Annotated in this window: 23 protein-coding genes and 1 riboswitch; of the genes, 12 read left to right on the forward strand and 11 right to left on the reverse strand. The window is 37.8% G+C overall.

The features are described from left to right. Window positions 1-271: 271 nt before the first annotated feature. The 7 genes from H7U17_RS10285 to H7U17_RS10315 form a co-directional block, all read right to left on the reverse strand. On the reverse strand, window positions 272-3,430 hold the full coding sequence (locus tag H7U17_RS10285; RefSeq protein WP_186756636.1) for an efflux RND transporter permease subunit: 3,159 nt from the start codon (window positions 3,428-3,430) through the stop codon (window positions 272-274). A gap of 21 nt (window positions 3,431-3,451) precedes the next feature. Next, window positions 3,452-4,597, reverse strand: a complete 1,146-nt coding sequence (locus H7U17_RS10290) for an efflux RND transporter periplasmic adaptor subunit (protein WP_230981364.1) — start codon at window positions 4,595-4,597, stop codon at window positions 3,452-3,454. 4 nt (window positions 4,598-4,601) lie between these two features. Continuing rightward, window positions 4,602-5,927, reverse strand: a complete 1,326-nt coding sequence (locus H7U17_RS10295; RefSeq protein WP_230981365.1) for a TolC family protein — start codon at window positions 5,925-5,927, stop codon at window positions 4,602-4,604. A gap of 126 nt (window positions 5,928-6,053) precedes the next feature. Next, window positions 6,054-6,626 (reverse strand): TetR/AcrR family transcriptional regulator, encoded by a 573-nt coding sequence (locus H7U17_RS10300; protein ID WP_186756638.1) that lies wholly within the window; start codon window positions 6,624-6,626, stop codon window positions 6,054-6,056. Between the two features lie 346 nt (window positions 6,627-6,972). Further along, on the reverse strand, window positions 6,973-7,650 hold the full coding sequence (locus tag H7U17_RS10305) for a haloacid dehalogenase type II (protein ID WP_186756639.1): 678 nt from the start codon (window positions 7,648-7,650) through the stop codon (window positions 6,973-6,975). A 259-nt stretch (window positions 7,651-7,909) separates the two neighbouring features. Beyond that, window positions 7,910-8,167: a hypothetical protein gene (locus tag H7U17_RS10310; protein ID WP_186756640.1), complete on the reverse strand. Its 258-nt coding sequence runs from the start codon at window positions 8,165-8,167 to the stop codon at window positions 7,910-7,912. 667 nt (window positions 8,168-8,834) lie between these two features. After that, a complete protein-coding gene (locus tag H7U17_RS10315; protein ID WP_186756641.1) occupies window positions 8,835-9,269 on the reverse strand; it encodes a hypothetical protein in 435 nt (144 codons plus the stop codon). 364 nt (window positions 9,270-9,633) lie between these two features. Between H7U17_RS10315 and mgrA the strand changes: the two genes are divergently transcribed. Then, entirely contained in the window at window positions 9,634-10,623 is a 990-nt protein-coding gene (gene mgrA, locus H7U17_RS10320; RefSeq protein ID WP_186756642.1) for an L-glyceraldehyde 3-phosphate reductase, read from the forward strand. Between the two features lie 279 nt (window positions 10,624-10,902). Next, a riboswitch (cobalamin riboswitch) is annotated at window positions 10,903-11,103 on the forward strand. 108 nt (window positions 11,104-11,211) lie between these two features. Then, window positions 11,212-13,125, forward strand: coding sequence for a TonB-dependent receptor plug domain-containing protein (locus H7U17_RS10325; protein ID WP_186756643.1), 1,914 nt, complete (start codon window positions 11,212-11,214; stop codon window positions 13,123-13,125). Window positions 13,126-13,169: 44 nt separating this feature from the next. On the opposite strand, the gene H7U17_RS20645 is transcribed toward H7U17_RS10325, so the two are convergent. Beyond that, on the reverse strand, window positions 13,170-13,325 hold the full coding sequence (locus H7U17_RS20645; RefSeq protein ID WP_230981392.1) for a hypothetical protein: 156 nt from the start codon (window positions 13,323-13,325) through the stop codon (window positions 13,170-13,172). A gap of 28 nt (window positions 13,326-13,353) precedes the next feature. On the opposite strand from H7U17_RS20645, the gene H7U17_RS20650 reads away from it, so the two are divergent. The 10 genes from H7U17_RS20650 to H7U17_RS10375 all read left to right on the forward strand — a co-directional run bounded on the left by H7U17_RS20650 (window position 13,354) and on the right by H7U17_RS10375 (window position 20,131). Beyond that, a complete protein-coding gene (locus H7U17_RS20650) occupies window positions 13,354-13,485 on the forward strand; it encodes a DUF5522 domain-containing protein (protein ID WP_317172740.1) in 132 nt (43 codons plus the stop codon). Continuing rightward, on the forward strand, window positions 13,482-13,994 hold the full coding sequence (locus H7U17_RS10335; RefSeq protein WP_186756645.1) for a bifunctional adenosylcobinamide kinase/adenosylcobinamide-phosphate guanylyltransferase: 513 nt from the start codon (window positions 13,482-13,484) through the stop codon (window positions 13,992-13,994). The genes H7U17_RS20650 and H7U17_RS10335 overlap by 4 nt, the downstream gene beginning before the upstream one ends. Before the next feature lies 1 nt (window position 13,995). Further along, window positions 13,996-14,739 (forward strand): Dph6-related ATP pyrophosphatase, encoded by a 744-nt coding sequence (locus H7U17_RS10340; RefSeq protein ID WP_186756646.1) that lies wholly within the window; start codon window positions 13,996-13,998, stop codon window positions 14,737-14,739. After that, the gene (gene cobT, locus H7U17_RS10345; RefSeq protein WP_186756647.1) at window positions 14,726-15,766 is read left to right on the forward strand and encodes a nicotinate-nucleotide--dimethylbenzimidazole phosphoribosyltransferase; all 1,041 of its coding nucleotides are present in this window, start codon (window positions 14,726-14,728) and stop codon (window positions 15,764-15,766) included. The genes H7U17_RS10340 and cobT overlap by 14 nt, the downstream gene beginning before the upstream one ends. A gap of 34 nt (window positions 15,767-15,800) precedes the next feature. Continuing rightward, window positions 15,801-16,607 carry an adenosylcobinamide-GDP ribazoletransferase gene (locus H7U17_RS10350; RefSeq protein ID WP_186756648.1) on the forward strand — a complete coding sequence of 269 codons (807 nt, stop codon included), beginning with the start codon at window positions 15,801-15,803 and terminating at the stop codon, window positions 16,605-16,607. After that, window positions 16,592-17,140 carry an alpha-ribazole phosphatase gene (gene cobC / locus H7U17_RS10355; RefSeq protein WP_186756649.1) on the forward strand — a complete coding sequence of 183 codons (549 nt, stop codon included), beginning with the start codon at window positions 16,592-16,594 and terminating at the stop codon, window positions 17,138-17,140. Before H7U17_RS10350 ends, cobC begins: the two co-directional genes overlap by 16 nt. 240 nt (window positions 17,141-17,380) lie before the next feature. Continuing rightward, window positions 17,381-18,217, forward strand: a complete 837-nt coding sequence (locus tag H7U17_RS10360; protein WP_186756650.1) for an ATP-binding cassette domain-containing protein — start codon at window positions 17,381-17,383, stop codon at window positions 18,215-18,217. Window positions 18,218-18,221: 4 nt separating this feature from the next. Then, a complete protein-coding gene (locus tag H7U17_RS10365; RefSeq protein ID WP_186756651.1) occupies window positions 18,222-19,085 on the forward strand; it encodes a hypothetical protein in 864 nt (287 codons plus the stop codon). Window position 19,086: 1 nt separating this feature from the next. Further along, window positions 19,087-19,467, forward strand: coding sequence for a GntR family transcriptional regulator (locus tag H7U17_RS10370; protein WP_186756652.1), 381 nt, complete (start codon window positions 19,087-19,089; stop codon window positions 19,465-19,467). Beyond that, the gene (locus tag H7U17_RS10375; protein ID WP_186756653.1) at window positions 19,451-20,131 is read left to right on the forward strand and encodes a hypothetical protein; all 681 of its coding nucleotides are present in this window, start codon (window positions 19,451-19,453) and stop codon (window positions 20,129-20,131) included. The genes H7U17_RS10370 and H7U17_RS10375 overlap by 17 nt, the downstream gene beginning before the upstream one ends. A gap of 135 nt (window positions 20,132-20,266) precedes the next feature. On the opposite strand, the gene H7U17_RS10380 is transcribed toward H7U17_RS10375, so the two are convergent. The 3 genes from H7U17_RS10380 to H7U17_RS10390 form a co-directional block, all read right to left on the reverse strand. Further along, entirely contained in the window at window positions 20,267-20,980 is a 714-nt protein-coding gene (locus tag H7U17_RS10380) for a DUF4198 domain-containing protein (RefSeq protein WP_186756654.1), read from the reverse strand. Window positions 20,981-20,998: 18 nt separating this feature from the next. Then, window positions 20,999-21,325: a hypothetical protein gene (locus H7U17_RS10385; RefSeq protein WP_186756655.1), complete on the reverse strand. Its 327-nt coding sequence runs from the start codon at window positions 21,323-21,325 to the stop codon at window positions 20,999-21,001. Window positions 21,326-21,573: 248 nt separating this feature from the next. Next, complete coding sequence (locus H7U17_RS10390; protein ID WP_186756656.1) at window positions 21,574-23,940, reverse strand: TonB-dependent receptor; 2,367 nt, start codon at window positions 23,938-23,940, stop codon at window positions 21,574-21,576. Between the last annotated feature and the right edge of the window lie 136 nt (window positions 23,941-24,076).

Here is a 24,076-nt window from a genome sequence, read left to right on the forward strand (position 1 = left end):
ATTGTTTATTCTTCACATTTAAGTCCCCCTTTCAAATAAAAAATACTGGAATGGAAGTATCATTCCAGAATATTTCTATTGCTATATCAGAGTAAAAGCAAAAACGATCTGTTGTTTATCAGTAAGGCCTTCTCTAATTCAATCTTATATAAATATAAAAATAATATACATATTTATGTATTTAAAAATCATTTTTTTTAATAAAAATATAAAAAAAAGCCTAAAGACACCTGGCCTTTAGGCTTTGTTAAAACTTTAAAAATTGCTCTTTTTATACTTTCACTGCTTCTCTTTTCTCCAATGCCTTAAGGTTTTTCTTTCCATAAGCTATTTTCGTTATGACCACATACAACACGGGCACAACAAAAATAGCTAAAAAGGTAGCAGCCAACATTCCTCCAATCACTGTCCAACCTATCGTCTGCCTAGCCACAGCACCAGCCCCATTTGAAAGTGCCAAAGGCACTACTCCCAATATAAAGGCTAACGAAGTCATTACAATCGGCCTTAATCTTAGTTTTACAGCCTCAATAGTTGCTGGCAGTAACGGCATACCTGCATCTACTCTTTCTTTGGCAAATTCCACAATCAAAATAGCATTTTTAGCAGCCAGACCTATCAAGGTTACCAAACCAATTTGAGCATAAACATTATTATCAAGCTTTGGTAAGAAAGTAAGGGCCAATATCGCTCCAAAAGCGCCCAAAGGGAGTGCCAATAATATTGAAAATGGCACCGACCAACTTTCATATAAGGCAGCCAACAATAAGGACACTAAAATAATAGATAATGCAAAGATCAAAATAGTTGTATTTCCAGATGACAATTCCTCCCTACTCAATCCAGAGAAATCATAACCATAGCCAGCAGGTAGAACATCGGCAGCCACTTCTTCCAAAGCAGCCAAGGCCTGCCCACTACTGTACCCTGCAGCTGCGTTACCGTTTACCTCTGTAGACCTAAACAAGTTGTAGTGGCTTATAACCGAGGCATTTTCTACTACTTCATAATCTACCAAGGCGCCTAATGGAACAGACTCTCCTTTACCATTCATCACATAATACTGCCCTAAGTCCTCTATATCCATTCTATATGTGGTGTCCGCTTGTGCTACCACACGGAAATTACGGCCATACCTGGTAAAATCATTGATATAGGAACTCCCCATATAGGTCGACATCGTCGAAAATACATCCGAAATTGCTACGCCTAATTTCTTTGCTTTCTCCCTATCCACAGTCACATGATAACCAGGGGTTTTGGCAGTAAAGAAACTATAGGCCATGGCTATTTCAGGTCTTTGGTTGGCTGCGGCCAAGAATTGTCCAAGTACTTGTTCAAATTCCTTAACATCTCCTCCTGCACGCTGTTCCAACATAAAGCTGAACCCTCCTGTTTGACCTAAACCAGGAATTGCAGGAGGTGGAACAACCACTATATTGGCCTCTTTAATGGCCGCAAACTTTTGATTCAATTGTCCTATCAAACCAAAAAGCTGTTGGGAAGGGTCTTTTCTTTCTTCCCATGGATCCATCTGAATAAAGAAGGTACCACTATTGGATTTAAAGGAAAAGTTAATCGCATTCAAACCTCCAATTCCTGTAACATTCCTTATCCCATCTGTGGAAGTAATCATTTCGGACATTTGATCCATTATGGCCCGGGTCCTGGATGTGGATGAACTTTCTGGTAATTCAAGAGAGACAAACAACCTTCCCTCATCCTCTGTCGGTAAGAAACCTGTTGGTTTTGATTGGAAAAGACCGAAAGTACCAGCATAAAGACAAACCAAAAGAATAAGTACTAATGGTGTAGCTTTAATGCTTTTTTTCACTCCCGCTCCATAAGAAGCTGTAACGTTTTCAAACCAAGTATTAAACTTATAAAAGAATCTATTTAGTCCTTTAGAATCCTTATTGATCGAAGTCGGCTTAAGCAATAAGCTACACAAAGCAGGTGTCAAAGTCAGCGCTACAAAGGCTGAAAGCAATACAGAAATGGCAATAGTAATGGCAAACTGCTGATACATCCTACCAACAATTCCAGGAATAAAGCCGACAGGAATAAATACAGCCGCCAAAATCAAAGCAATAGCAATTACCGGTGCCGTAATATCCTTCATCGCCTTCATGGTAGCTTCTTTGGCTGAAATGCGCTGGGTATCTAGATAATGCTGTGCTGCTTCCACCACCACAATGGCATCATCCACCACAATACCAATGGCCAAAACAAAACCAAACATGGTAAGGGTATTTACAGTAAAGCCCAATGGAATAAAGAACACAAATGTACCCACAATAGAAACTGGAATGGCCAATATTGGAATAAGGGTAGCTCTCCAGTTTTGCAAAAAGAGGAATACTACAATAATCACCAAAATAAGGGCTTCTACCAAGGTATGTAATACTTCATCAATAGATACCTGGACCACAGAAACAGATTCGAAAGGCACCACATAATCCATATCGGCTGGAAAGGATGCTTTCATTTCATCCAATGCCTTATAAATCCCCTCTGCTGTTTCCAGGGCATTACTTCCAGGGGCTTGATAAACCAAAAGGATAGCTGCAGGCTTTCCATTTACCAATGAAAATCTTCCATAGTCAAATTCACCAAACTCTATTCTGGCAATATCCTTAAGGTAGACCAATGTCCCATCCTCTGGATTTGTCCTTACCACTATATCCTCAAAGTCTTCTTTTCTTTCCAACTTGCCATTTACGGTAATTGGATATTCGAATGTTTGCGTTTCAATTTGAGGCATACCTCCAACGGTACCTGCTGCTACTTGTAAATTTTGCTCTTGAATAGCAGCAGAAACTTCCCTTGAAGAAATATTATATTGTGCTAATTTATCAGGCTTCAACCAAACTCGCATACTAAAATCCTGACCAATAGCATTGATATCCCCTACACCTTTTACCCTCAATAGGGCATCTTTGATAAATATATTGGTATAGTTAGAAAGGAACTTGGTATCATGGGTTCCATTGGGAGAATACATACTGATCACCATCATGATACTTGGATTCCGCTTTCTTACCACGACCCCAAGGCGTTTTACAGCTTCGGGAAGCGTAGGCTCTGCAATACTCACCCTATTCTGAACATCTAGTGTAGCAATATCAATATCAGTCCCCACATCAAATGTAACATTCATGTTCATCTGACCCGTGCTGGTATTATTACTACTGATATAGGCCATACCTGGAGTACCATTAATCTGGGTTTCTATGGGCGTGGCCACTGTTTGCTCAACTGTCTGAGCATCGGCACCTGTATAATTGGCTGATACTGATACCACCGGAGGGGTAATATCAGGGTACTGTGTCACCGGTAAATTTACGATGGCTATGGATCCTACTAGCAATATGACTATAGAGATCACCATCGCCATCACAGGGCGCTTAATAAAAACTTCTGATATCATAAAATTTTCTTCTTTGAGCGTTTATTTGCTTGCTTGTGCTGTCCCTTCCAATCTTACTTTTGCACCTTCGCGAAGCTTCTGTATTCCTTCCACCACTATTTGCTGACCTGGCTTAAGACCATTTCTAATCACGATATCCGTCCCAAATTTTGTCCCCAGTATAACATTCTGCTGATGAACAGTACTCTCCTCGTCAATCACGTATACAAAATATTCTCCCATTTGCTCAGTAACTGATTTAAATGGAATGGTAACTTGCTCACCTATATCTTGGTTGAGCACTTGAAGGTTAATGGTCATTCCGGCAATTAATTCTTTATCAGGATTAGGAAATTCAACCCGTAAATTGATGGTTCCTGATTGTCTCCCCACTGCCCTGTCCATTGTGGTCAGCTTTCCCGGATAGGGGTAAATATCATTCTTACCGAATTGGATTGTGAAAGTCGAATCCGCAAGATTTTCAGATTTTATCATTTTACTAAATCGCCTGATGTCTTTTTCGTTGATCACAAAATCAACCAAAACCGGATTATCTGAAGAAAGGGAATTCAATAAGGTTTGCCCTGGACTAACCTGTGCTCCCAATCGAACTTGGGAAATCCCAATTGTACCTGAAAAAGGTGCTCTGATGACCGAATAATTATAATCTGTTTCTGCACTCTTTACCTGAGCTTCCGCAGAAGCAACCTGTGATTCAGCAGTCAAAATATCCGTTTCGGCATAATCCAATTGCTGCTTGGCGATAGCTTCTTTTTGGTCCAAAACCTTGTATCGCGCTAAATCTTTTTTTACACGCTCTAGATGTGCCTCGGCACTTTTTAAATTGGCCTTGGCCTGCTCATAAGCCGCCTGATACTTACTTCTGTCTATTTCATACAATGCCTGTCCCTTGGAGACTTGCTGTCCGTCTTCAACAAAAATATTTGTTATATATCCACTGACCTGGGGTCTAATTTGGATTTCATTCAACGGTACAACTGTACCTGGATAAACATCCAAGCCTGTTACATGCTCACTAATAACCTTTGTGGCTTTTACCGCGACCGCCGATGGCTGATTATTTGACTGTGTCGTAGCCTCAGATCCGCAAGAACTTATTACTCCCGCAATACCGGCGCTAAAAATTATCCATAAAAACTGTTTCATTTCCCGCTTAATTATTCTCATTGTTTTATATCTCTATATTTCCTAATGCCCTATCAAGATCTATTTTACTTGATAGTAAGTTGTACATGGCGTTGTAATGATTAAGTTGAGCTGTCCTGAGTTCAGTTTCAGCCACAATCAAATCCACATAGGCTTTTATCCCTTCATCATATTGTAATTTGATGATATCATATACTTCCTCTGCCAATTCCATATTGGATTTGATTGTTTTCCATTCAAACAAATCACTTTTATATTTGGCCAAAGCAGTTTGGTATTCAGTGTTAATCTGCTTTTCCAAATCATTTTTAGCTACCTTGATTTTCTCTTGTTGAAGTTCTGCGATTCGGATTTCCTGGTGGCGTTTTCCTCCTTGGAAGATGGGGAATGCCAATGTCAAGCCCAATGTTGATGTCGGATAACTTTGTGCATACAGTTTAGAAATCGAATTGTTAAAATAGTTCCAGTTGTAGTTATAGCTCGCAGAGATTTTAGGTAGATAAGCCCATTTTTGATATCCAGTATTCAACTGAGCCAGATTCTCTTCGGTTTGGATCTGTCTATATTCTATCCTTTCCTCTGGTCTCAAGTTTCTACTTGTATCAGCCAAAGCCTCTGTCTCCATTTTATTATAATCATAGCTTAATGCTATATCCTCATCAGAAGGATATCCCATTAATTGCTTAAGGAAAGCTTTTTTAGCATGAACACTTTCCTTGGCCCTGCGCTGGTCACTTTTTATATTCGAAAGGGTTATTGCTGCCCGCTGATAATCCGTTTTATCCACCAAACCAGATTCAAACCTACTTTTTGCATCATTGTACTGTTTTTCCTGTCTCAGAAGATTTTCATCCAATATTTTGAGTTGTTCAAAAGTCAATAGAATATCGTAATAAGCCTTACTTATATCTACTACGGTGGCTATTTCAACATTCTCAATATTTTGTTCATACTGTTTCCTAATATACTTAGATGTTCTTCCAGCAAATATCTGGTCCCGGTTTATGATCTGCTGGTCTACCTGAAGCAAAATTCCTGAATTATACTTCTGACCAAAAGTAATCAACTCCCCTCCAATTGGCTGTTGCTGCAATTTGATATTATTATTAGCTGAAGCATTGGCAGAAACCTGAGGATACCAACCTGACAAACTTGACTTAATTTCACGATCTCCAATTTTTTCATCCAAAAACGCTTGTTGCATTCCCGGTCCATGGTCCAGGGCATACTGAATGCACTGTTCCAATGTGAGGGCTAGTTGACCACTCTTACCCATGACCTCCTGGCCTGAGCTGACATTCGGAAATAATAAAGCTCCTGCAACTAAGTACAGAAGTACATATTTACTCATCCTCATAAAATTTATACTTAAAACACTTGATTTTTCAATTCAACAATATAGATCTCTGCCCTTGACCAAATTGATCATGGCTATCTCTTTCTATTAAATTTTCGGATTATTTTGGGGCTTAAAATATTAACCTTGGTGCCTTATCCCATCCCATACTATTTCTGCTATTTCTCCTAGGTCGAGCTGATCCCTATGCACTTTTTTCCCGTGATTAAGACTGACTTTAACTGAACTGACTACGCTTCCATGTACCAAAATCGCTAAAATCGCAGGTTTTACTCCCGATCTTAAAACACCGCATTCTATACCTTCTGTGAAAAAATCATTCAACCATTCATGCCATTTATTTTCTCCCATTTGTACTTCCTCTGAATTATATGGTGAATTCATAAATTGCTCAATAAAGCCATGGATAGACCGCTCCTTCAGATAGAAGCTTTTAAGATTATGCCAAAAATCCATAAAACGGGACTTAAATTCTTTATCAGGATCATCACCTTTTTCTGCAACATCTACCAGTTTTTGATTTACATAGTAGTAAAGTTCCAAAATAAGATCATCCTTATTTTCAAAATGATGATAAATGGTTCCTGCAGCTACTTTTGAGTTCTTGGCAACCATACTCATAGGACATCCATGAAAACCATGATCTCCGATCAACTCAAGGGTAGCCGCTAATATTTGTTCTTTTTTACTCATTAATCACTTCTTCTTAAAACCGAATGAACATTCAATCGCCAAAAGATTAAATAAGTTCCTCAATACAGATATATTGTAAAATTAAATCACCAGAAAATTGATAAACAATTGAAAATCAACACTAAAAAAGAATATCTTTTTCCTAAAAAACATTTCTCAAATTAGATAACACCATTTATTTCAACAATACGTACCAAGGAAATCATCTACCCTCTCGGTAAAGATTTCCAGACAATAAACTTTCTTAATAAAAGCGAGCTTCAGGACAAAAGGTTCCCTTATATATAAGATTTAATCACACCTATTATTTAAAAAGTTCAATCCTAGGTCATTAAAAATAATTACCTCAAATTTTATCCTTAAAAAAAGCTATCAGATCAGTTAGCACCTTAACAGTCAAATCAGGCTCTATACCCCAAGGATCCATCACGATATCTGGAGATCGTTGCACCCATACGACCTTAAGCCCAACATTCTTTGCTCCGATAATATCGAAAGAATTACCTGAAATAAACCAAGTAAATTGATGCCCTGTATGATTATATCTTAAAAAATTCTCATATACCTCTGGATCAGGTTTAAAGGTCTTTGTACCCTGAACACTGTATATATTTTCAAATTGGGATGCCAAGCCAGCCTGTATTAACAAACTCCTAACCTCTTCTTGTGGTCCATTGGAAAAAGCAAACAAGCGAAACCCTAGTTGCTTCAATGCCTTCAGAGCATCAAGGGCTTCAGGGTATGCGGGCAAGGCTTTACTGTAATCCATAATCGCAGCCTTTTCCTCATCTTTTATATCTACTTTATGGTACAAACAAGCATATTGCAAAGCCTGTTCAGAACAAACCGTAAAATTCACATCCTCTTCCATCAGTCTATGACGAAAAGCATATTCACGCTGTTTATATTTCCAAGTATCCAATACTTCGCTCGCTTGTGAACCAATACATTCTTCCAATATATCAATTACACTAGAAGCGTCGACCAAAGTACCATGTACATCAAATGCAAGCGAAATACGCATATCAAGCTATTAATTAAATTCTCTATTTAAAGATGAATATTGCTAAACAGCCTATAATAGATCGTCTATGGATGAAAATATATTTATATAATACTACCTAAGTAATTTACAATTTTAAAAAGTATAATAAAATTCAACCACAAAATATGAAACGAAAAAAATGGGGATTATATAACATAAAACAAGCTGCCTTGCATTATTAAAAATCAAGAACACGATAATTCAACCCAAAAACAATTTCAAATTCAATAAAAACTTATCAAGCATCTGCTGCAATGAAGCCCGATTCGAAATTGGTATAATCTATACTCTTGACCATCTTTACTAGGATATCAGCAAGCTCCTGCTTGCAAACCGATACACCGAAATCAAAGCCTTCTTCTTCAATAAACTTAATCCTTCTATCATCGAATAATCGAGACAAGACCACTTTTTTCGTTGCCCTTACAAGAACATGATCTCCATCTGAAGGACAGTTCACTATTGAGAGAAATCCACTGGTAGATGAAATTAACATAAATATAATAGTAATAATTTTTATTTGTACTTTAGAGATACTGGTGATTCCTTAAAAAGGTCCTTTGGCTGACATCCCATCTAGCAATGGGATTATAATTAATTGAAAATGGTAGCTACAAACAGTTGAAATTTTAACGTCTTCTTACAATAAAACCATCTATATGGCCTTCTATGAGTTAAAAGTAGGAAGAGATTTTTACAAAAACAATGATAAAAACAGTCCCTTGGCCTATTTTTATCAACAACTTATCAACATAACCAACAAGCATCTATCCACCTTAAAATATATTTACAATAATAAAATACCGTAATTAAGGTATTTTTATATAATAGCTTAATTTCAATTATTTAATCAAATATTTATAATTAAAGAACACCAAACAAGTCCTTGATAAATCAGACAAAAACTTTCTGTATATCATTAAAAACACAAGCAGCTTTAGAATAATATGATACTCTTTAAAGAAGAACCCGAAACCCAAGAGAAATTGGATTTTATTCCCTGCAAACCAGCCTTCCGCAAGTTAGATCCCTGGAACCTCCGTTTAGGACCAAAAAGACTGTGTCAAAAATTTTTCTGGAATGAAAACGAATAATCATGAAAAATAAAAAGGTTCGGGAAAATTTCCCGAACCTTTCTCACCAAGTTTGACATATTAAAAAAATCAACGAAAAGAATTTTTAATAGCAGTAAGCAATTTCAAAACAGTTTTATCCTTTATTTTATTCTCTAAATAAGAGTGATTAGCTTGGTCAATCTGCACAGCTGCACCTAGTAGCTCCCACAAAATCTCCCTGTTATAATTCGGAAAAACATCAGTTCCAAAATCCAATTTTGCTTTTGCTGCAATCAAATCTGACACTTGTATGGGTGGATTTTCTAGCAACTTCCTTTTTATAATCTGAGCTAAATCATAGAAATCATAATAATAGTAAGCAGCTTCAGGTTTAAGTTCATTCCCAATTATTTTTTCTACCCTATCAAACTCTTTTTGCATCATGGGAATCCAATCCAATAATGGCATCAGGTTCCTCTCGAATGTTTTCTTTCCATAAGCTGGAAGAAAATTGGGCTTCATTCTTCTTTGTTCTAATAGCATATCAAAAACAATTAATGAAACAAAAATTTAACCTTATGACTAACTTCTTTACTCTTAGGTTATTTTGATTATCTATAAACCTAATGTCAGCAATAAATTTCAAACAAACAAATATTTGTTCATTTTTTATATATAAAAACGTATTTTAAACAATGTTTTTTATACTTCAAACCACTAACCAAACACAGTTATCCTTGTATATGAAGGGGTTCAAAACTATTGTTTTGCTCTTCAAACCTAAAAACCGTAAGCAATTCACACTTTAAAATAATTTTGTTAGCTCTCTTTTTCGGAGATGGAGAAAAGCTGAATCATTCTGATTATATTGCATACTTTGTAAAATTTTAAAACCACAATAAACCTTATGAGTTATTTACCTCATCCCGATCGATATAATAATATGATCTATCGTCGCTGTGGAAAAAGTGGACTGAAGCTCCCAGCGCTTTCCTTGGGGCTTTGGCATAATTTCGGCCATGTGGATGTGCTGGAAAATTCCCGAAAAATATTGCAATTGGCATTCGATTCAGGTATTACCCACTTCGACTTGGCCAATAACTACGGTCCTCCTCCTGGTTCCGCTGAAGAAAATTTCGGTAAAATTTTAAAAGAAGATTTTGCAGGTCTTAGAGATGAAATGGTGATTTCTTCCAAAGCTGGGTACTTGATGTGGGATGGCCCTTATGGTGATTGGGGCTCAAAGAAATACTTAATATCCAGTCTTGACCAAAGTTTGAAAAGAATGGGGCTGGATTACGTAGATATTTTTTACCACCACAGGCCTGATCCTGAAACGCCATTGGAAGAAACCATGGGAGCCCTTCACCAAATTGTTCAGCAAGGAAAAGCATTGTATGTAGGAATTTCCAATTATCCAGCAGAAAAAGCCCAAAAGGCCATCAAGCTACTAAGGGAAATGGGAACACCATGCCTTATACACCAACCAAAATACTCTATGTTTGAACGTTGGGTAGAAGGTGGTTTAATGGATGTCTTGGGCCAAGAAGGGGTTGGATGTATCCCATTCTCTCCATTGGCGCAGGGGATGTTGACCGACAAATATTTAAAGGGAATACCTGAGGATTCCAGGGCAGCAAAATCACATGGTTTTCTCCAAGAATCTGATATCACCGAAACAACCTTGAATAAAATAAAAGCTTTAAATGAAATGGCCAAAGAAAGAGGTCAGAGTCTAGCCCAAATGGCCCTTTCATGGTTGTTAAAAGATGACAGGGTTACTTCAGTGCTTATTGGTGTCAGCAAAACCGGCCAATTAGAAGATTCCCTAAAATGTCTGAACAGACTGGATTTTTCAAATGAAGAACTTACCAAAATAGAAGACATCTTGAAATAATTAGGAATCATTTATTCTAAAACCTGATTATCCGCTAATGCAAGTAACCTGAAATCCTTTGATGAAGAGATCGGAAGACGGAAGATTAAAAGCCGAAGCATGACGCAGGTTTTGTTTTAGTTTAAGCAATCGTTTAAAGCCTCTTTTGACCTTATCTAGTACAATTGCGGATGTTCATATTTTAAAAAGCATCTTTGACATTACATGGATGCTTTTTTTTATCCTTCCATTAAAATCATACTAAAACTATTTTTTTAAGCTGATTTCTAAAAAATAATTACCTTTGCACAAGTTTTTGGTACCTATCTCCAATTTATAGAGATGGGTTTAATAGGGAATTCGGTGTAAGTCCGAAACTGTACCCGCAGCTGTAAGCTTCAACACAGCTTTTGGCATCTACAGCCACTGTCTGCCTAGGCAAACGGGAAGGCCGTCAAAAGTGAAGTAAGTCAGAAGACCTGCCAATAACTGTTATTCAGAGCTTTCGGGTGAAAAGCCATGAAAAAATCATTCTTAGCGCTGAGGGTGTTTTTATCAGTTTTCCCAGAAAGTTCATAGTGTCAAACTCTTAATATTCATCATTACGCTATGAACAAAAGTATTGTTCCCTTTACACAAAAAGGGAGAAAATTGGCTGCTTCAATAGTATTGGCTGGCCTTTATTTCTCTCCCTCTCAAGCATTTTCCCAAGACACTACTGAATTGGAAGAGGTAGTAGTTACAGGTACCAAATTTGAAATTCCAGTAGAAAAATCCGGAAAGTCTATTTACAAACTGGATCAGGAAGCCATTGAACAAAATGCTGGAAAAACTGTCGCCGACCTGCTCAATGAAGTCCCTGGGATACAAATAGAAGGTAATTTCGGCTCACCAGGTACCAACATCAATTATTTTGTCAGAGGTGCTAGCAGCAAAAACACCCTAATTCTCATAGACGGTGTCCCTATCAATGATCCCTCTGGAATAGCCTCTACCTATGACCTTAGGTTACTATCTTTGGACCAAGTAGCATCCATTGAAGTTTTAAAAGGTGGATTGAGCACGCTTTATGGAACAGGTGCTTCTGCTGCAGTTATCAGCATTAAACTTAAATCAGGACAAGAGGATAAATCCTTGGCAGGTTCTGTGGATATCAATGGAGGTTCATTTGGAACCTACAGAGGAGGTCTTAACCTAAATGGTAAAAGCAATAAATTTAATTATATGCTTTCAGGAAGCACTTACCTTTCAGATGGGTTTTCATCTGCATCCGAGGAACAATCCCCTACTCCATTTGGTAAAGATGGAATGAAAAGGCAAAATGCCCTATTGAAATTGGGTTATGCTATTTCAGACCGATTCCGTGTGGATTTTGTATCTGCATTTGATGATATGGAAGCAGATTATGATGATAATACTTTCACCGATGCTGACAATCAACAAATCAGTCAACAATTTAGATTTGGCCTAAGCCCTAGCTATACTTACAGCAAAGGTTCCATTAAACTTAAATCTATCTATAATATCAATGAAAGGGAGTTTATCAGCAGTTTCCCTAGCGAATACAAAGGTAGAAACTTACAGCTTGACCTGACTCAAGAACATCAAATCCTAAATGGCCTAAAAGGTCTCTGGGGTGTGAACCTACAGCAACTTTCTTATGAGCAGCCTGGTGAATTGGACTTTGATGAGAACAAATTCACATTGGTCGATCCCTATGCAAGTTTATTCTATGAATCCAACGCTGGCTTCAATATCCATGGAGGAATCAGACTCAATACCCATTCAGAATATGACAGTAAATTAGTTTACAATTTGAATCCATCTTATTTAACGGCCATTTCTGATAAGGTGAGCATGAAAATTCTTGCTTCGGTTTCCAGCTCCTATGTCACTCCTACTCTATATCAATTGAATTCCCCTCTTTATGGAAATGAAGGCCTTCAACCAGAAGAATCCATCAATTACGAACAAGGTGTTTCTTTCTATATAGGCCAAGACTTTACCATTAACTTGGTACACTTCACTAGAGATGAATCAGACCCCATAGACTTTGTTTCCATATATGATGATGAAGGGAATTACGTAAGAGGAGAATATCAAAACACTACCAATGAGCGACGTGTGGAAGGTTTTGAAGCTGATTTTTCATGGAAAGTCAACCAGTTCTTTGAGTTAAATGGAAATTATGCCCATGTAAGCACCGATAAACCTGAAACATTTTACAGGATTCCAAAAAACAAATGGGGCATGACCTTTATGGCAAAACCAACAGACAATACAGTAGTCTCTTTAAAATATAATTTCACCAGCAAGAGAACCATTTATGATTGGGGCTATGGTGGAGAATTGGAATTGGATAGTTATGGCCTAATAGACCTCTATGCCCAACAATCTGTTCTAAATAAAAAGCTTAAATTATATGCCGGAATAAATAATTTATTGGACGAAGAATTTACGGCAATATATGGCTACACTACCAGAGGAAGAAACTTTAATATTGGCGCCAAGTACCAATTTTAAATGAAGGTTATAGAAAAGCACTGCCCTAATTGCCAAAACAAATTTCACTGTTCCAGCCAATGCTGGTGCAGTGCTTTTCCTCCTATCCTACCGCTGGAAGAAGGCAAAGGCTGTCTCTGTCCGGTCTGCTTAAAAACTGAAGCCATCAGAAGAATAAACAAATGGACGGCATCCCTAGATGGACCAAAAGTAAAAACCATCCAAAAGCTGGGATTACCTAAACAATTAATAGAAGGAATAGACTATACTATAAATGAACAAGGCTTTTATGTTTTTACTGCCTGGTACCTGCTTAGACAGGGAAAGTGCTGTGGAAATGGCTGCAAGAACTGTCCATATGATAAAATTAACAAATCATGATCTACTATATTACTGGAGGTGAAAGATCCGGAAAAAGTCGTTATGCACAGGAATTGGCTGAACAACTTTCTGAAACCCCATACTACTTGGCCACTTCGAGAATTTGGGACGAAGATTTCAAAAAAAGAGTAGATAAGCACCTTTCTGACAGGGATGAGAGATGGACGACCATTGAAGAAGAAAAGTACTTGAGTAAAGTAGATATTGAAAACAAAACTGTGCTAATGGACTGTGTGACTTTATGGTTAACCAATTGGTACGTGGACAATAAAAACGATATAGAAGCCTGCCTAAAATCCTGCAAAAAGGAACTGGAAATCATTTTTGAAAATACAGCCACCAACACTAACCTTATTATCATTTCCAATGAAATCGGCATGGGAATACATGCTCAAAATGAGGTTGGCAGAAAATTTACTGAACTCCAAGGTTGGATCAACCAATTTATTGCAAAAAATGCAGACAAGGCTATATTTATGGTTTCAGGATTACCCATTGAGCTAAAATAAGATGATAAAAAGCGTATTCAATTGGAGCGGCGGCAAAGACAGTGCATTGGCCCTTTATCATATACTCCATGAAAAGAAATTCGAGGTCACATCATTGATGACTACGGTTAATGCCCAATTTGACCGAATATCCATGCATGGGGTTCGCAAGGAATTATTATACGCGCAAGGCGAATCTTTAGGTCTTCCCATTCAAGAAATAAGGTTACCAGAAATGCCTAGCATGTCCGATTATGACAGGATAATGAGAGAAAACCTTGAACCGCTAAAACAGCAAAACATCAGTCACAGTATTTTCGGTGATATATTTTTGGAAGACCTAAAAAAGTACCGTGAAGACCGATTAAAAGAAGTGGGACTTAAGGGGCATTTTCCACTTTGGAAAAAAGACACCCACAACCTTATACAGGAATTTCTGGACCTAGGATTCAAAACAGTCGTAGTTTGTGCAAAAGCAGATCTTTTACCGGCAGAATTTGTAGGAAAAGTGATCGATCAAGATTTCCTGAAAGAACTACCTTCATCAGTAGACCCATGTGGAGAAAATGGTGAGTTTCACACCTTTGTTTTTGATGGTCCGATATTCAAACATCCCATTAAATTCGAGCTGGGAGAGAAAATTTTCAGAAGTTATGAAACACCTAAGGACTTGAATGACTCTTGCCTGCCCAAAGCAGAAGAAAAAAAACAACTTTCAGGCTTTCACTATATTGACCTAGTCCCCAAAACTGATGATCAAACTTGAGATTGATAAAATTGATAACCCTGAATTAAAAGGGGAACTCCAACAAAAAATAGATCAAAAAACTAAGCCTATAGGCTCCCTGGGCCAACTAGAGGAACTGGCTCTGCAAATTGGTATGATACAACAAAGTACTCGTCCAATACTGAAAAAGCCACAAATCCTTGTCTTTGCTGGAGATCATGGCATTGCCAAAGAAGGACTCGTCAACCCTTACCCCCAAGAAGTAACCTTTCAGATGGTCCTGAATTTTCTTTCTGGAAAAGCAGCGGTAAATGTATTGGCTCAACAAAACAATATAGGCGTAAAAGTTATTGATGCCGGGGTTAACCATAATTTCGGAAAAATACCAGGTTTGATTGATGCAAAAATAGCATTTGGAACAAAAAATTACCTTCTGGCTCCTGCCATGTCGGAGACGGAGGCTCTAATGGCATTAGAAAAGGGAGCTGATCTGGTAGACGAAGTTTTCAATAATGGCACCAATATCATCGGCTTTGGAGAAATGGGCATTGGCAATACTTCATCTGCTGCATTGATCATGCAGGCCATTTGTAAGTTGCCATTAAAAGATTGTGTAGGTTTGGGGACAGGAACCAATCCTGAACAATTCCAGAAAAAACTTAAAACCTTGGAAAAGGTCATTGATTTTCAACATACTAGTAATGATCCTTTGTCAATTTTAGCTACTTTTGGAGGATTCGAAATTGCACAAATATGCGGAGGTATGTTAAAGGCAGCTGAAAAAAGAATGGTCATTTTAGTTGATGGTTTTATTTCAACTGCCGCATTGTTGATAGCAAATAAGATCAATCCAAATGTATTATCCTATTGCATATTCACCCATTGCTCGGAAGAAAAGGGACATCAAGCAATGTTAAAACATTTAAAGGCCAAACCAGTTATAAGTTTGGGAATGAGGCTCGGCGAAGGATCTGGGGTGGCGGTTGCCTACCCTATTATAGCTGCCGCATGTACCTTTTTAAATGAAATGGCCAGTTTTGAAAGTGCCGGCGTGAGTAAGGCATAAATTCCAATTTGAACGAACTATTTAATATATATCTATGAAGAAAGAGATACAGGCTTTCTTTACTGCGGTGATGTTTTATACCCGCATTCCTTGCCCAAGTTGGGTGGACCATTCAGAAGAATATTTAAATTTATCCAGAAAATATTTCCCCATGATAGGCTGGATCGTTGGAGGTATTTCTGGTTTGATTGTACTAATATTTTTGAATTTCCTTTCTGTCCAGATCACGATTTTACTTTCCATGGGAATCAGTATGCTTTTGACTGGTGGATTTCATGAAGATGGCTTTGCCGACACGCTAGATGGTTTTGGAGGTGGATGGACCAAAGAAAAGATCCTGACCATTATGAAAGACAGCCGATTAGGCACCTATGGTGTTCTAGGCCTTATCATCCTATTGCCCCTTAAGTTTCTTGCATTGATGGAATTGGTGCGATGGGCCAAGGGGAACGCCTATTCCTTTGAGTTTTACCAGTCTTTATTGGCTTGTTTTATTTCAGGTCATGCCATCAGTAGGTTTATGGCCTTAACTTTTTTCAAAACTCATCAATATGCCAAATTAAACGATACGATCGGTAGTAAGTCCAAACCAATGGCCAAGGAAAAAATCAATAATATTGACCTCTTTATAGCCACTATTGCAGGCCTATTACCCTTAGCCCTCTTTCAAAACTATGCCGTATTCTTGGTCTTGATCCCTTGTTTCATTGCAAAATGGTGGTTAGGTCGCTGGTTCAATAAATGGATAGGAGGCTTTACTGGTGACACCTTAGGCGCTGTACAACAGATCACTGAAGTAATCTTTTACCTTAGCCTTTTGGTCATATGGAAATTTTCCTGATCCGACATACACAGCCGGCTATAAACAAAGGCATTTGCTATGGCCAAACAGATTTGGATTTGGCTGAAAGTTTCGAAAAAGAATTAACAGCAGTCAGAAAAAACATTCCCAATAATATCAATTTCCAATCAGTCTATTCCAGCCCTTTGAAAAGGTGCAAAAAACTTGCCATCGGCCTCTTTGGGGATGGTATTATAGAAGACCATCGACTGATGGAACTTAATTTTGGAGCTTGGGAAATGAAAGCATGGAATAAAATCCCTCAGGAAGAACTCAATCCATGGATGGAGGACTTTGTCCATATCCCATGCCCCAATGGAGAATCCTACCATGAACTTTCAAACAGAGGAATTGATTTTTTGAATGAACTAAACAAATTATCTGTAGGTCCCATAGCCATTATTACCCATGCCGGCCCCATCCGGGCAATTCATGCACATGTAAATAATATTGCACTGAAGGATTCCTTTGAATTAAAGGTCGATTATGGGGAAGTAATCAGACTTCAACTGGAAAACATGCAATCTATCTAGGGATTACAAATCCCTTTTACATGATAGATAGAATTGCAAATTCCACCCAGGTTCTTACTGATCAGTTTCATTTTTCTTACATCTTTTCTCTTGGTGTATACTTCGCACTCCATACTTTGTACTTGATACCTGATACTTAGTACTAAGTCCTTGTTACTTTTTTCTTCCTTTACTTGTATTAATAGTTTTTTAGTTATTTATTTACTGTCATAATACACTATGACACTAAAACACTAGAGTATGATTTTGTTAAACAACATGAGTTTCGCCCATAAAAAGCAAACTCAACTTTTCAATCAAATGGACTGGGAAGTCCATCCTGGACAGGTAATAGGCCTTTTAGGGAAAAATGGTGCTGGTAAGTCTACACTTTTAAGACTGCTCAGCGGGCTTTTAAAACCACATTCCGGTTCGATCAATATCAATGGGTTCACTCCATTTGACCGTTCACCACTGTTTTTGGAAGAATTGATTCTTTTGCCCGAGGAAAACTTTTTACCAGAAAGGACCAGTATGAAGCAGTATACCAAATCATTGGCCTCATTCTATCCACGATTTGATCACGAAAAGCTGGACAAACTGTTGGATGAATTCAATCTTCCTAGGGACAAAAAGCTTGGTAGAATGTCCTATGGACAGAGGAAAAAGTTCCTTATAGCCTTTGCCCTTTCCTCCAACTGCAAGTTGCTGCTATTGGATGAGCCTACCAATGGTTTGGATATTCCTTCCAAAAGTTTGTTCAGAAAACTGGTCACTGCCAATATACAAGAAGACCAAACCATCATTATCAGCACCCATCAGGTAAAGGATGTGGAAAACCTGATTGATAGAGTCGTGATGGTCGATAATGGCAAGGTGATTTTTGATGAGGATATGCTTACCATCAGTGACCGCTGGTACTTTGGTTTTGCACCACAAGCGGACGAAGACAGCGTCTATGTGGAGAAAAATATGGGCGGTTATCATTACATCAGGCCACTGCAATCCGGACAACATCCATCACAAGTTTCCTTGGAAATTCTCTTCAATGCCGTAGTCAATAAACAATTGGTCTATCTTAAACCTGTAAATGCTTAAGCACATGAACTCAAAAAATGAAACCTTTAGCTTAAATAGGTTCTGGAACCTATTTAAATACGACTTTAACAACAATAAGCTTTATTATATTGCTACTATTCCTGTGGCCATGTTTGGAATAGGATTTGTATTATGGTTAAATTTCCCTGGGGAAATTACTAAAAACGGCTACAATTCAACCTCCCTTAATTTTGGGATTTCTAGCTATACCTTCCCCTTATTTCTTGGATATTTTATTTATGGTATAATCATCATAGGTAATAGTTTTCCTAGTTTAAAAAATGAACGAAAAACGCTCAAATATCTTCTATTACCTGCCTCGACCTTTGAAAAGTTCTTGTTACAATGGGGCATTAGGGTATTTCTATTCTTAATACTATATCCCTTATTATTCAAATTTACAGCAAACATAACAGGGGACATTTATTTGGGAATACATAAATACTACATTTCCCAAAAAGGCTTTCAGACAACTATGTTTCCCGAAATAAGTAAATTTACTTTTTCGCACTACTATAATGAGCAACCAAAAGCGAAAATTCTTTTTTTAATCGTTGGTATTTTATGGTCATTAGGTGCATCTCTTCTATTTCTTGGAGCAACCTATCTCAAGAATTGGAATTTATTTTTGGGGCCGATATGTATAACAGCATTAATATTTATTATCTACTTATACTTAGTCCTTTTATCGAATTTTATTAATCCAGACCCAAGACATTTTTGGAACATTACCCTCAAAGGAGACAAACCTGTTTTTTTCAATGATGAAATTCCCCTCATATTAATCTCTGCCATGTCAATAGGCATCATACTTTCCTTTGTTTCTTGGGCAACAGCATATTACCGACTTAAAGAAAGAGAGGTATAATATGGAGTTTAAGGAGTCTAGAAATATCTTTCTTCAAATAGCCGATTGGCTTTGTGAACAAATTTTGCAAAAGAAATTTGCTCCTGGAAACCGTGTGCCTTCCGTTAGGGAACTGGCAGAGGAGATGGAGGTAAACAGAAACACTGTGATGCGTACTTACTCCATTTTGCAAGATCAGGGCATTCTGGACAATAAGCGGGGAATAGGCTTCTTTGTAGCCGATAAAGCCGCATTAAAAATTCATCAAAGACAAAAGGAAGAGTTTCTTAAACAAGAGCTACCCCTACTGGTACATAAAGTAAAATTGCTCAAATTGTCGCACGATGATCTCAAACCACTTTTAAACGCTATTAAAGAAATATCAAATGAAAACCAGCAATAAAATATTATTAGGCTTTGTAATATTTGCCATTACTCTACAAACCACTTGCTTTGTTATAGCTGACAATTACTCAAGAGTTCATAATACAAAAAGCAATCCTTTGGCTCCTTTAAAGGAATTCACATTGGACGAAAGCTTTTCGAATCTTAAAATCACAAACCACGCTAGAGTCACGGTTAAGTCAAGCGAACAATCAAAAGTCTCTATTATTGGCTATAAGGATACTACCACTGTCATTTACAATGTTCAAATTAAAAATGACACTTGCTTTGTGAGTATCAGCGCTAACGAAAATGTTAGCCCTAATCAATTTATTACTATTGATGTATCAGATCTAAAAAATATAGACATAGCCAAAAACAGTAATGTATCTATCCAAGGCAATTACCATTCATTAAATGTTTTAAACCGAGGAGGAAGATTGGATATGAATAATAGCTTTAAAATAAATAAGTTGAGCTTGCAGTCATCCGAAAACGCCAAAAATTTTATCCACCATAGTGATTCCTTAGAATTATCTCTTGATCAGTCTGAAGCTTTTATTAGAAACATCAATAAAACATTAGACCTAAAAATGACCAATAGTAAGATCACTATTCAACAATCGCCTCTTAATCAGATCAATATTGAAAAAGATAATAGTTCCAAAGTCAATCTCTATTGATTCGGCCATAATATAACTTTTTATAAGCTGCTCGGGATTTAAAATCCCGAGCAGCTTTATTATCAAAATGGAAAAAAAATCCCCACCAAAGTCTTCACTTTGATGGGGTCGTCAGTCAGTTAAAAAATTACAAACCTATTTTTCTATACTTTGGGTGGCACATCTCCAGATAAATTCATACGGGACCCCTTGATGCTCTCCGGACACTTCTTCTGTATAAGTCGCTTCAATGAGGTATTGCCCCTTCCAAGGCATTTCAATGGTCACTTCGCCTTCTTCATTTGACTCATATTCCTTGCTCCAACCTTCTGGACTGGCCACAGCAACTTTCACTCCTGCTTTAGGATTATTCTTAAAGTAGGTCTTAAATGACAGGCTTTCTTTCAGCTTTCCATTAACTGGTGTAGACAAGAGCAAAGCCAAATCTGTTTTGGCTCCCTCTAGGCCCATCTCATTGACTTTTCCGACACTTACTTGTGTGGCAGTATTGAATTGATAGAGATACTCCCCTCCTAGATCCTGGGCAGCATGTCCTATCTGAAGACGGTACACTCCATCCATCTCAGGAGTAAAACTACTGGTAAAATGATCCTTTTTTCCTTCAGTTTCCAAAAGGGTTTTGTTACCCTCAGGGTCGATCAACCAAAGCTCAAATTCCTTTACATCTGAATACCAATCTTCCACTTGCTCTATCACCCCTTCTGCATACTCACCATAGTAAATTTTGATTTCTTGTGCTTCTCCCTTTTTTCCTTTGATGGCAGTTTCGATCCATAATGCATGTGCCATAGCATTGCCTAAGTTGATCAATAAAGCCATGGCCAATAATAAGCTGAATTTAGTTTTCATCTGTTATTTTTTTTAATGTTAGTTTCTTAATAAATCATTGATTTTTATTTGCACTTGTGCTTCCTGTAAATAAGATTTTAACCTGTAAAAGTCCTCCTCTAGCAATGAAAATTGAATGTCCATATGGTAAGTTTCCAATACGATCCTATCCACACCATCATAAAAAGGACTATAGTCTCCTTCAAATGAAATTCCACCTATATATAGACAAAAGCCCTTAAAATCGATTTCACTGAAACCAACCATACATTGGCCATACATCATCACCATACGACCACAGTGCTCACACCTGGTGAGGATAAAATCGCCTTTCATCATTAATACTTCAGGACTGCAATTATTCATATTTCATCACTTGAGGTTGAAAAATTAATTTGGGCCTGTGCGGGAAAGAACCAGCTATTTTGGATAAAAAAACATCTCTCTCCCTTCACAGGACTTAAAATCTTTTACCGGAAATTGAATGGGAGGAATCTCCTCCCTTGATATTTTCAATTCATTCTCATATGCAAAGTTTGATATTATATTATTGAATCAACCTTTTTCATCTCTAGTGAAATTATGGGCACACTTAAGAAGAAAAGACTGAACAATTAAAATTTAAATCCAACACTCAACCGAGCATTTCTTGGTGCCTCTGCCTGATAATAGTAATAAGTTGCATAGGCAGTTCCAGAGTAAAGGTATTTGTCCAGTACATTAAAGACATTGGCCCTAAGGGTCAGGTTATCATTTTCCCAGAACAATCCACCGTCTACCCTGAAATAGTCTGGCAGAGCTCTTTGAGTATCTGCAGACCAGTTCCAAGTGGTCCGATCTCCTTGGTAGGTAAATCCTGCAGATAGACCAAATCCTTTCAAAGTCCCATTCACTACTTTATAATTCAACCAGCCATTGGCCAGGTGCTTGGCAAAACCAGGCACCACATTACCCACAAAATCTTCCCTACTGTCTTTGGTGATTTCTGAGTCGGTATAGGCATAGTTAAGAATCAAAACCATTCCTTTTGTCAATTCTCCCCTCGCATCAAATTCTACCCCTTGGGTCCTGGTCTGTCCGAGCTGAAGACTATATTGGCCTTGGTCATCTGGATCATCAGGATCTTGAGGATCAGGTACCAGCTGATTGTTTTTCAATATCCTATAAGCTGAAATACCAGTACTCCACCTTCCGTCAAAGAAATCACGCTTTACACCAACCTCCATATTATTTCCTGTAATCGGCTTCACATCACCTCCATTTCTGAGCACACCTGTCTGAGGCACGAAAGACTGATCAAACAAGGCATAAACTGATGTTTGATTATCAAAAGAATAACTCAAGCCTACTCTAGGGGTTACTTGACTTTCTTCCATTCCTGTTCCGTAAGAACTTTGACTTACATAGGTATATCTTCCTGCCAAAGTCAATCTCAGATCGTTCTCGAAAAAGCCCAATTCGTCCTGCACATAAATCCCAGAATAGGATTGGCTAATCACAGTAGTGTTGGCCCGTTGTTTAAGGCTCTTGGTTCTATCAAATTGAGGTAAACCGTTTGCTGGAGTTCCATAAGATCTGTCATTCATATCAAATGGATTCTCCTCAGTATCCAAGTTATGGGCTTGGCTCCAATCAGCAATATATTCCTTGGTTCCCATGTCAAGCCCTGCTAAAATTCGGTGGTTAACAGCTCCCGTTTTGACCTCTCCATTGACATATACTTGTCCAAAGGCATTTTCATTGATGGCATCCCAAATCGATACATATCGAACCAAACGGTCATTTTCATCAATACCTCTTAACCACATAGAACTTCCCTCCTGTGCAGAGTTGAAGTAAGCCAACTGCCCAGTGATTTTCCAATTGTCATTGATATCATGTTGTAAATTGGCCGTGACACTGTGGTCATCAACCATAGTAGGATCCAAACCTTGCTCTGCTATAGTAGCCCTTTGATCATATATTCCATACCCCTTGGTAGAAAAAACATAAGCAGATCCTACATTGGCCATTTTAGCATATTGATAGACATATTCCAAGGTCAATTTGGTCCTCTCATCCAACTGATAGTCCAGTACTGGCGCCACACTGTATCGTCTGTTGAAATTGTAATCCTGAAAAGAGTTTTGGCTCTGTCCCATCACATTCAACCTATAAAGCAACTTACCACCCTTGCTCAACTTTCCATCAAAGTCCATCGTTCCTCTGTAAAGGTCATAGCTACCCATACTGAGGTTAACAGCCCCCTTTGTTTCTCCGGTTGGCTTTTTAGTCACCACATTATAGATCCCACTTGGTTCACCATTGGACATCATAAATCCTGCAGGCCCTTTGACAAATTCAACATGGGAAACAAAACTCATATCCTCAGTAAGAGGACCCCAGCTTGACGTAATATTCATCCCATTTCTAAAAGCTGCTGCACGAGAACCACGCATATTTACCCTGGCATACATATTACCCCAGTGTTCCAAACGAGTGGCTCCACTGACATTCCTAAGTACTCCATCACTCATGTCAATCACCTGCTGATCTGCCAAAAGCTCACCGGTAATTATCTGGATATTTTGTGGAGTCTCTATCAACGAGGTATTCAGCCGAAGACTTTCAGAAGGCTTCTCTACTTTATACTCACTCTTTTGGTCCCTTACAGTAAACGCTCCCAATACTTCCTGAGCTTCCTTAAGTTTTACTAAAGGAATGCTATTTAACTGTCCAGCCTTTACTGTTATTTCTCTTTTCAAAGAAGTAAATCCTACTTCCGACACAATTAAAGTATAATTTCCAACCGGAGCAGTGAATTGATACCCTCCTTCTTCGTCTGTAGCAGCTCCATATGAGGTTCCTTGAAGAATTACCGAAGCATACGGTAATGGATTCCCTGCTTCATCTTGCACGTCGCCACTTATTGTACCTGTAGACTGTCCATATAGCAGCTCTCCAAAGCTGATAAAAAGCAGTAAAAGTATTAGTCTTTTCATGTTCTTATTTAGATTAATTTTAATTAAGAACAAATCTATAACCTAAATCAGAAACCTTAAAGTTATTTAGACTAATTTTAAATAGTATTTTTCTATCAAAATAAGAAGCTAATAGTTAAAGGAAAAAGCTATATCT

The organism is Echinicola salinicaeni (assembly GCF_014280965.1).
Classification (GTDB): domain Bacteria; phylum Bacteroidota; class Bacteroidia; order Cytophagales; family Cyclobacteriaceae; genus Echinicola; species Echinicola salinicaeni.

What these genes read in the sequence shown, in the direction of transcription:
- cobC (WP_186756649.1), top strand. Translation starts at nt 16,592, where the DNA reads ATGGAAATTTTCCTGATCCGACATACACAGCCGGCTATAAACAAAGGC.
- H7U17_RS10375 (WP_186756653.1), top strand. Translation starts at nt 19,451, where the DNA reads ATGAAAACCAGCAATAAAATATTATTAGGCTTTGTAATATTTGCCATT.
- H7U17_RS10285 (WP_186756636.1), bottom strand. Translation starts at nt 3,430, where the DNA reads ATGATATCAGAAGTTTTTATTAAGCGCCCTGTGATGGCGATGGTGATC.
- H7U17_RS10325 (WP_186756643.1), top strand. Translation starts at nt 11,212, where the DNA reads ATGAACAAAAGTATTGTTCCCTTTACACAAAAAGGGAGAAAATTGGCT.
- H7U17_RS10385 (WP_186756655.1), bottom strand. Translation starts at nt 21,325, where the DNA reads ATGAATAATTGCAGTCCTGAAGTATTAATGATGAAAGGCGATTTTATC.
- H7U17_RS10305 (WP_186756639.1), bottom strand. Translation starts at nt 7,650, where the DNA reads ATGCGTATTTCGCTTGCATTTGATGTACATGGTACTTTGGTCGACGCT.
- H7U17_RS10295 (WP_230981365.1), bottom strand. Translation starts at nt 5,927, where the DNA reads ATGAGTAAATATGTACTTCTGTACTTAGTTGCAGGAGCTTTATTATTT.
- H7U17_RS10360 (WP_186756650.1), top strand. Translation starts at nt 17,381, where the DNA reads ATGATTTTGTTAAACAACATGAGTTTCGCCCATAAAAAGCAAACTCAA.
- mgrA (WP_186756642.1), top strand. Translation starts at nt 9,634, where the DNA reads ATGAGTTATTTACCTCATCCCGATCGATATAATAATATGATCTATCGT.
- H7U17_RS10365 (WP_186756651.1), top strand. Translation starts at nt 18,222, where the DNA reads ATGAACTCAAAAAATGAAACCTTTAGCTTAAATAGGTTCTGGAACCTA.
- H7U17_RS10310 (WP_186756640.1), bottom strand. Translation starts at nt 8,167, where the DNA reads ATGTTAATTTCATCTACCAGTGGATTTCTCTCAATAGTGAACTGTCCT.
- H7U17_RS10380 (WP_186756654.1), bottom strand. Translation starts at nt 20,980, where the DNA reads ATGAAAACTAAATTCAGCTTATTATTGGCCATGGCTTTATTGATCAAC.
- H7U17_RS10300 (WP_186756638.1), bottom strand. Translation starts at nt 6,626, where the DNA reads ATGAGTAAAAAAGAACAAATATTAGCGGCTACCCTTGAGTTGATCGGA.
- H7U17_RS10370 (WP_186756652.1), top strand. Translation starts at nt 19,087, where the DNA reads ATGGAGTTTAAGGAGTCTAGAAATATCTTTCTTCAAATAGCCGATTGG.
- H7U17_RS10350 (WP_186756648.1), top strand. Translation starts at nt 15,801, where the DNA reads ATGAAGAAAGAGATACAGGCTTTCTTTACTGCGGTGATGTTTTATACC.
- H7U17_RS10390 (WP_186756656.1), bottom strand. Translation starts at nt 23,940, where the DNA reads ATGAAAAGACTAATACTTTTACTGCTTTTTATCAGCTTTGGAGAGCTG.
- H7U17_RS10290 (WP_230981364.1), bottom strand. Translation starts at nt 4,597, where the DNA reads ATGAGAATAATTAAGCGGGAAATGAAACAGTTTTTATGGATAATTTTT.
- H7U17_RS10340 (WP_186756646.1), top strand. Translation starts at nt 13,996, where the DNA reads ATGATAAAAAGCGTATTCAATTGGAGCGGCGGCAAAGACAGTGCATTG.
- H7U17_RS20645 (WP_230981392.1), bottom strand. Translation starts at nt 13,325, where the DNA reads ATGGTTTTTACTTTTGGTCCATCTAGGGATGCCGTCCATTTGTTTATT.
- cobT (WP_186756647.1), top strand. Translation starts at nt 14,726, where the DNA reads ATGATCAAACTTGAGATTGATAAAATTGATAACCCTGAATTAAAAGGG.
- H7U17_RS10335 (WP_186756645.1), top strand. Translation starts at nt 13,482, where the DNA reads ATGATCTACTATATTACTGGAGGTGAAAGATCCGGAAAAAGTCGTTAT.
- H7U17_RS10315 (WP_186756641.1), bottom strand. Translation starts at nt 9,269, where the DNA reads ATGCTATTAGAACAAAGAAGAATGAAGCCCAATTTTCTTCCAGCTTAT.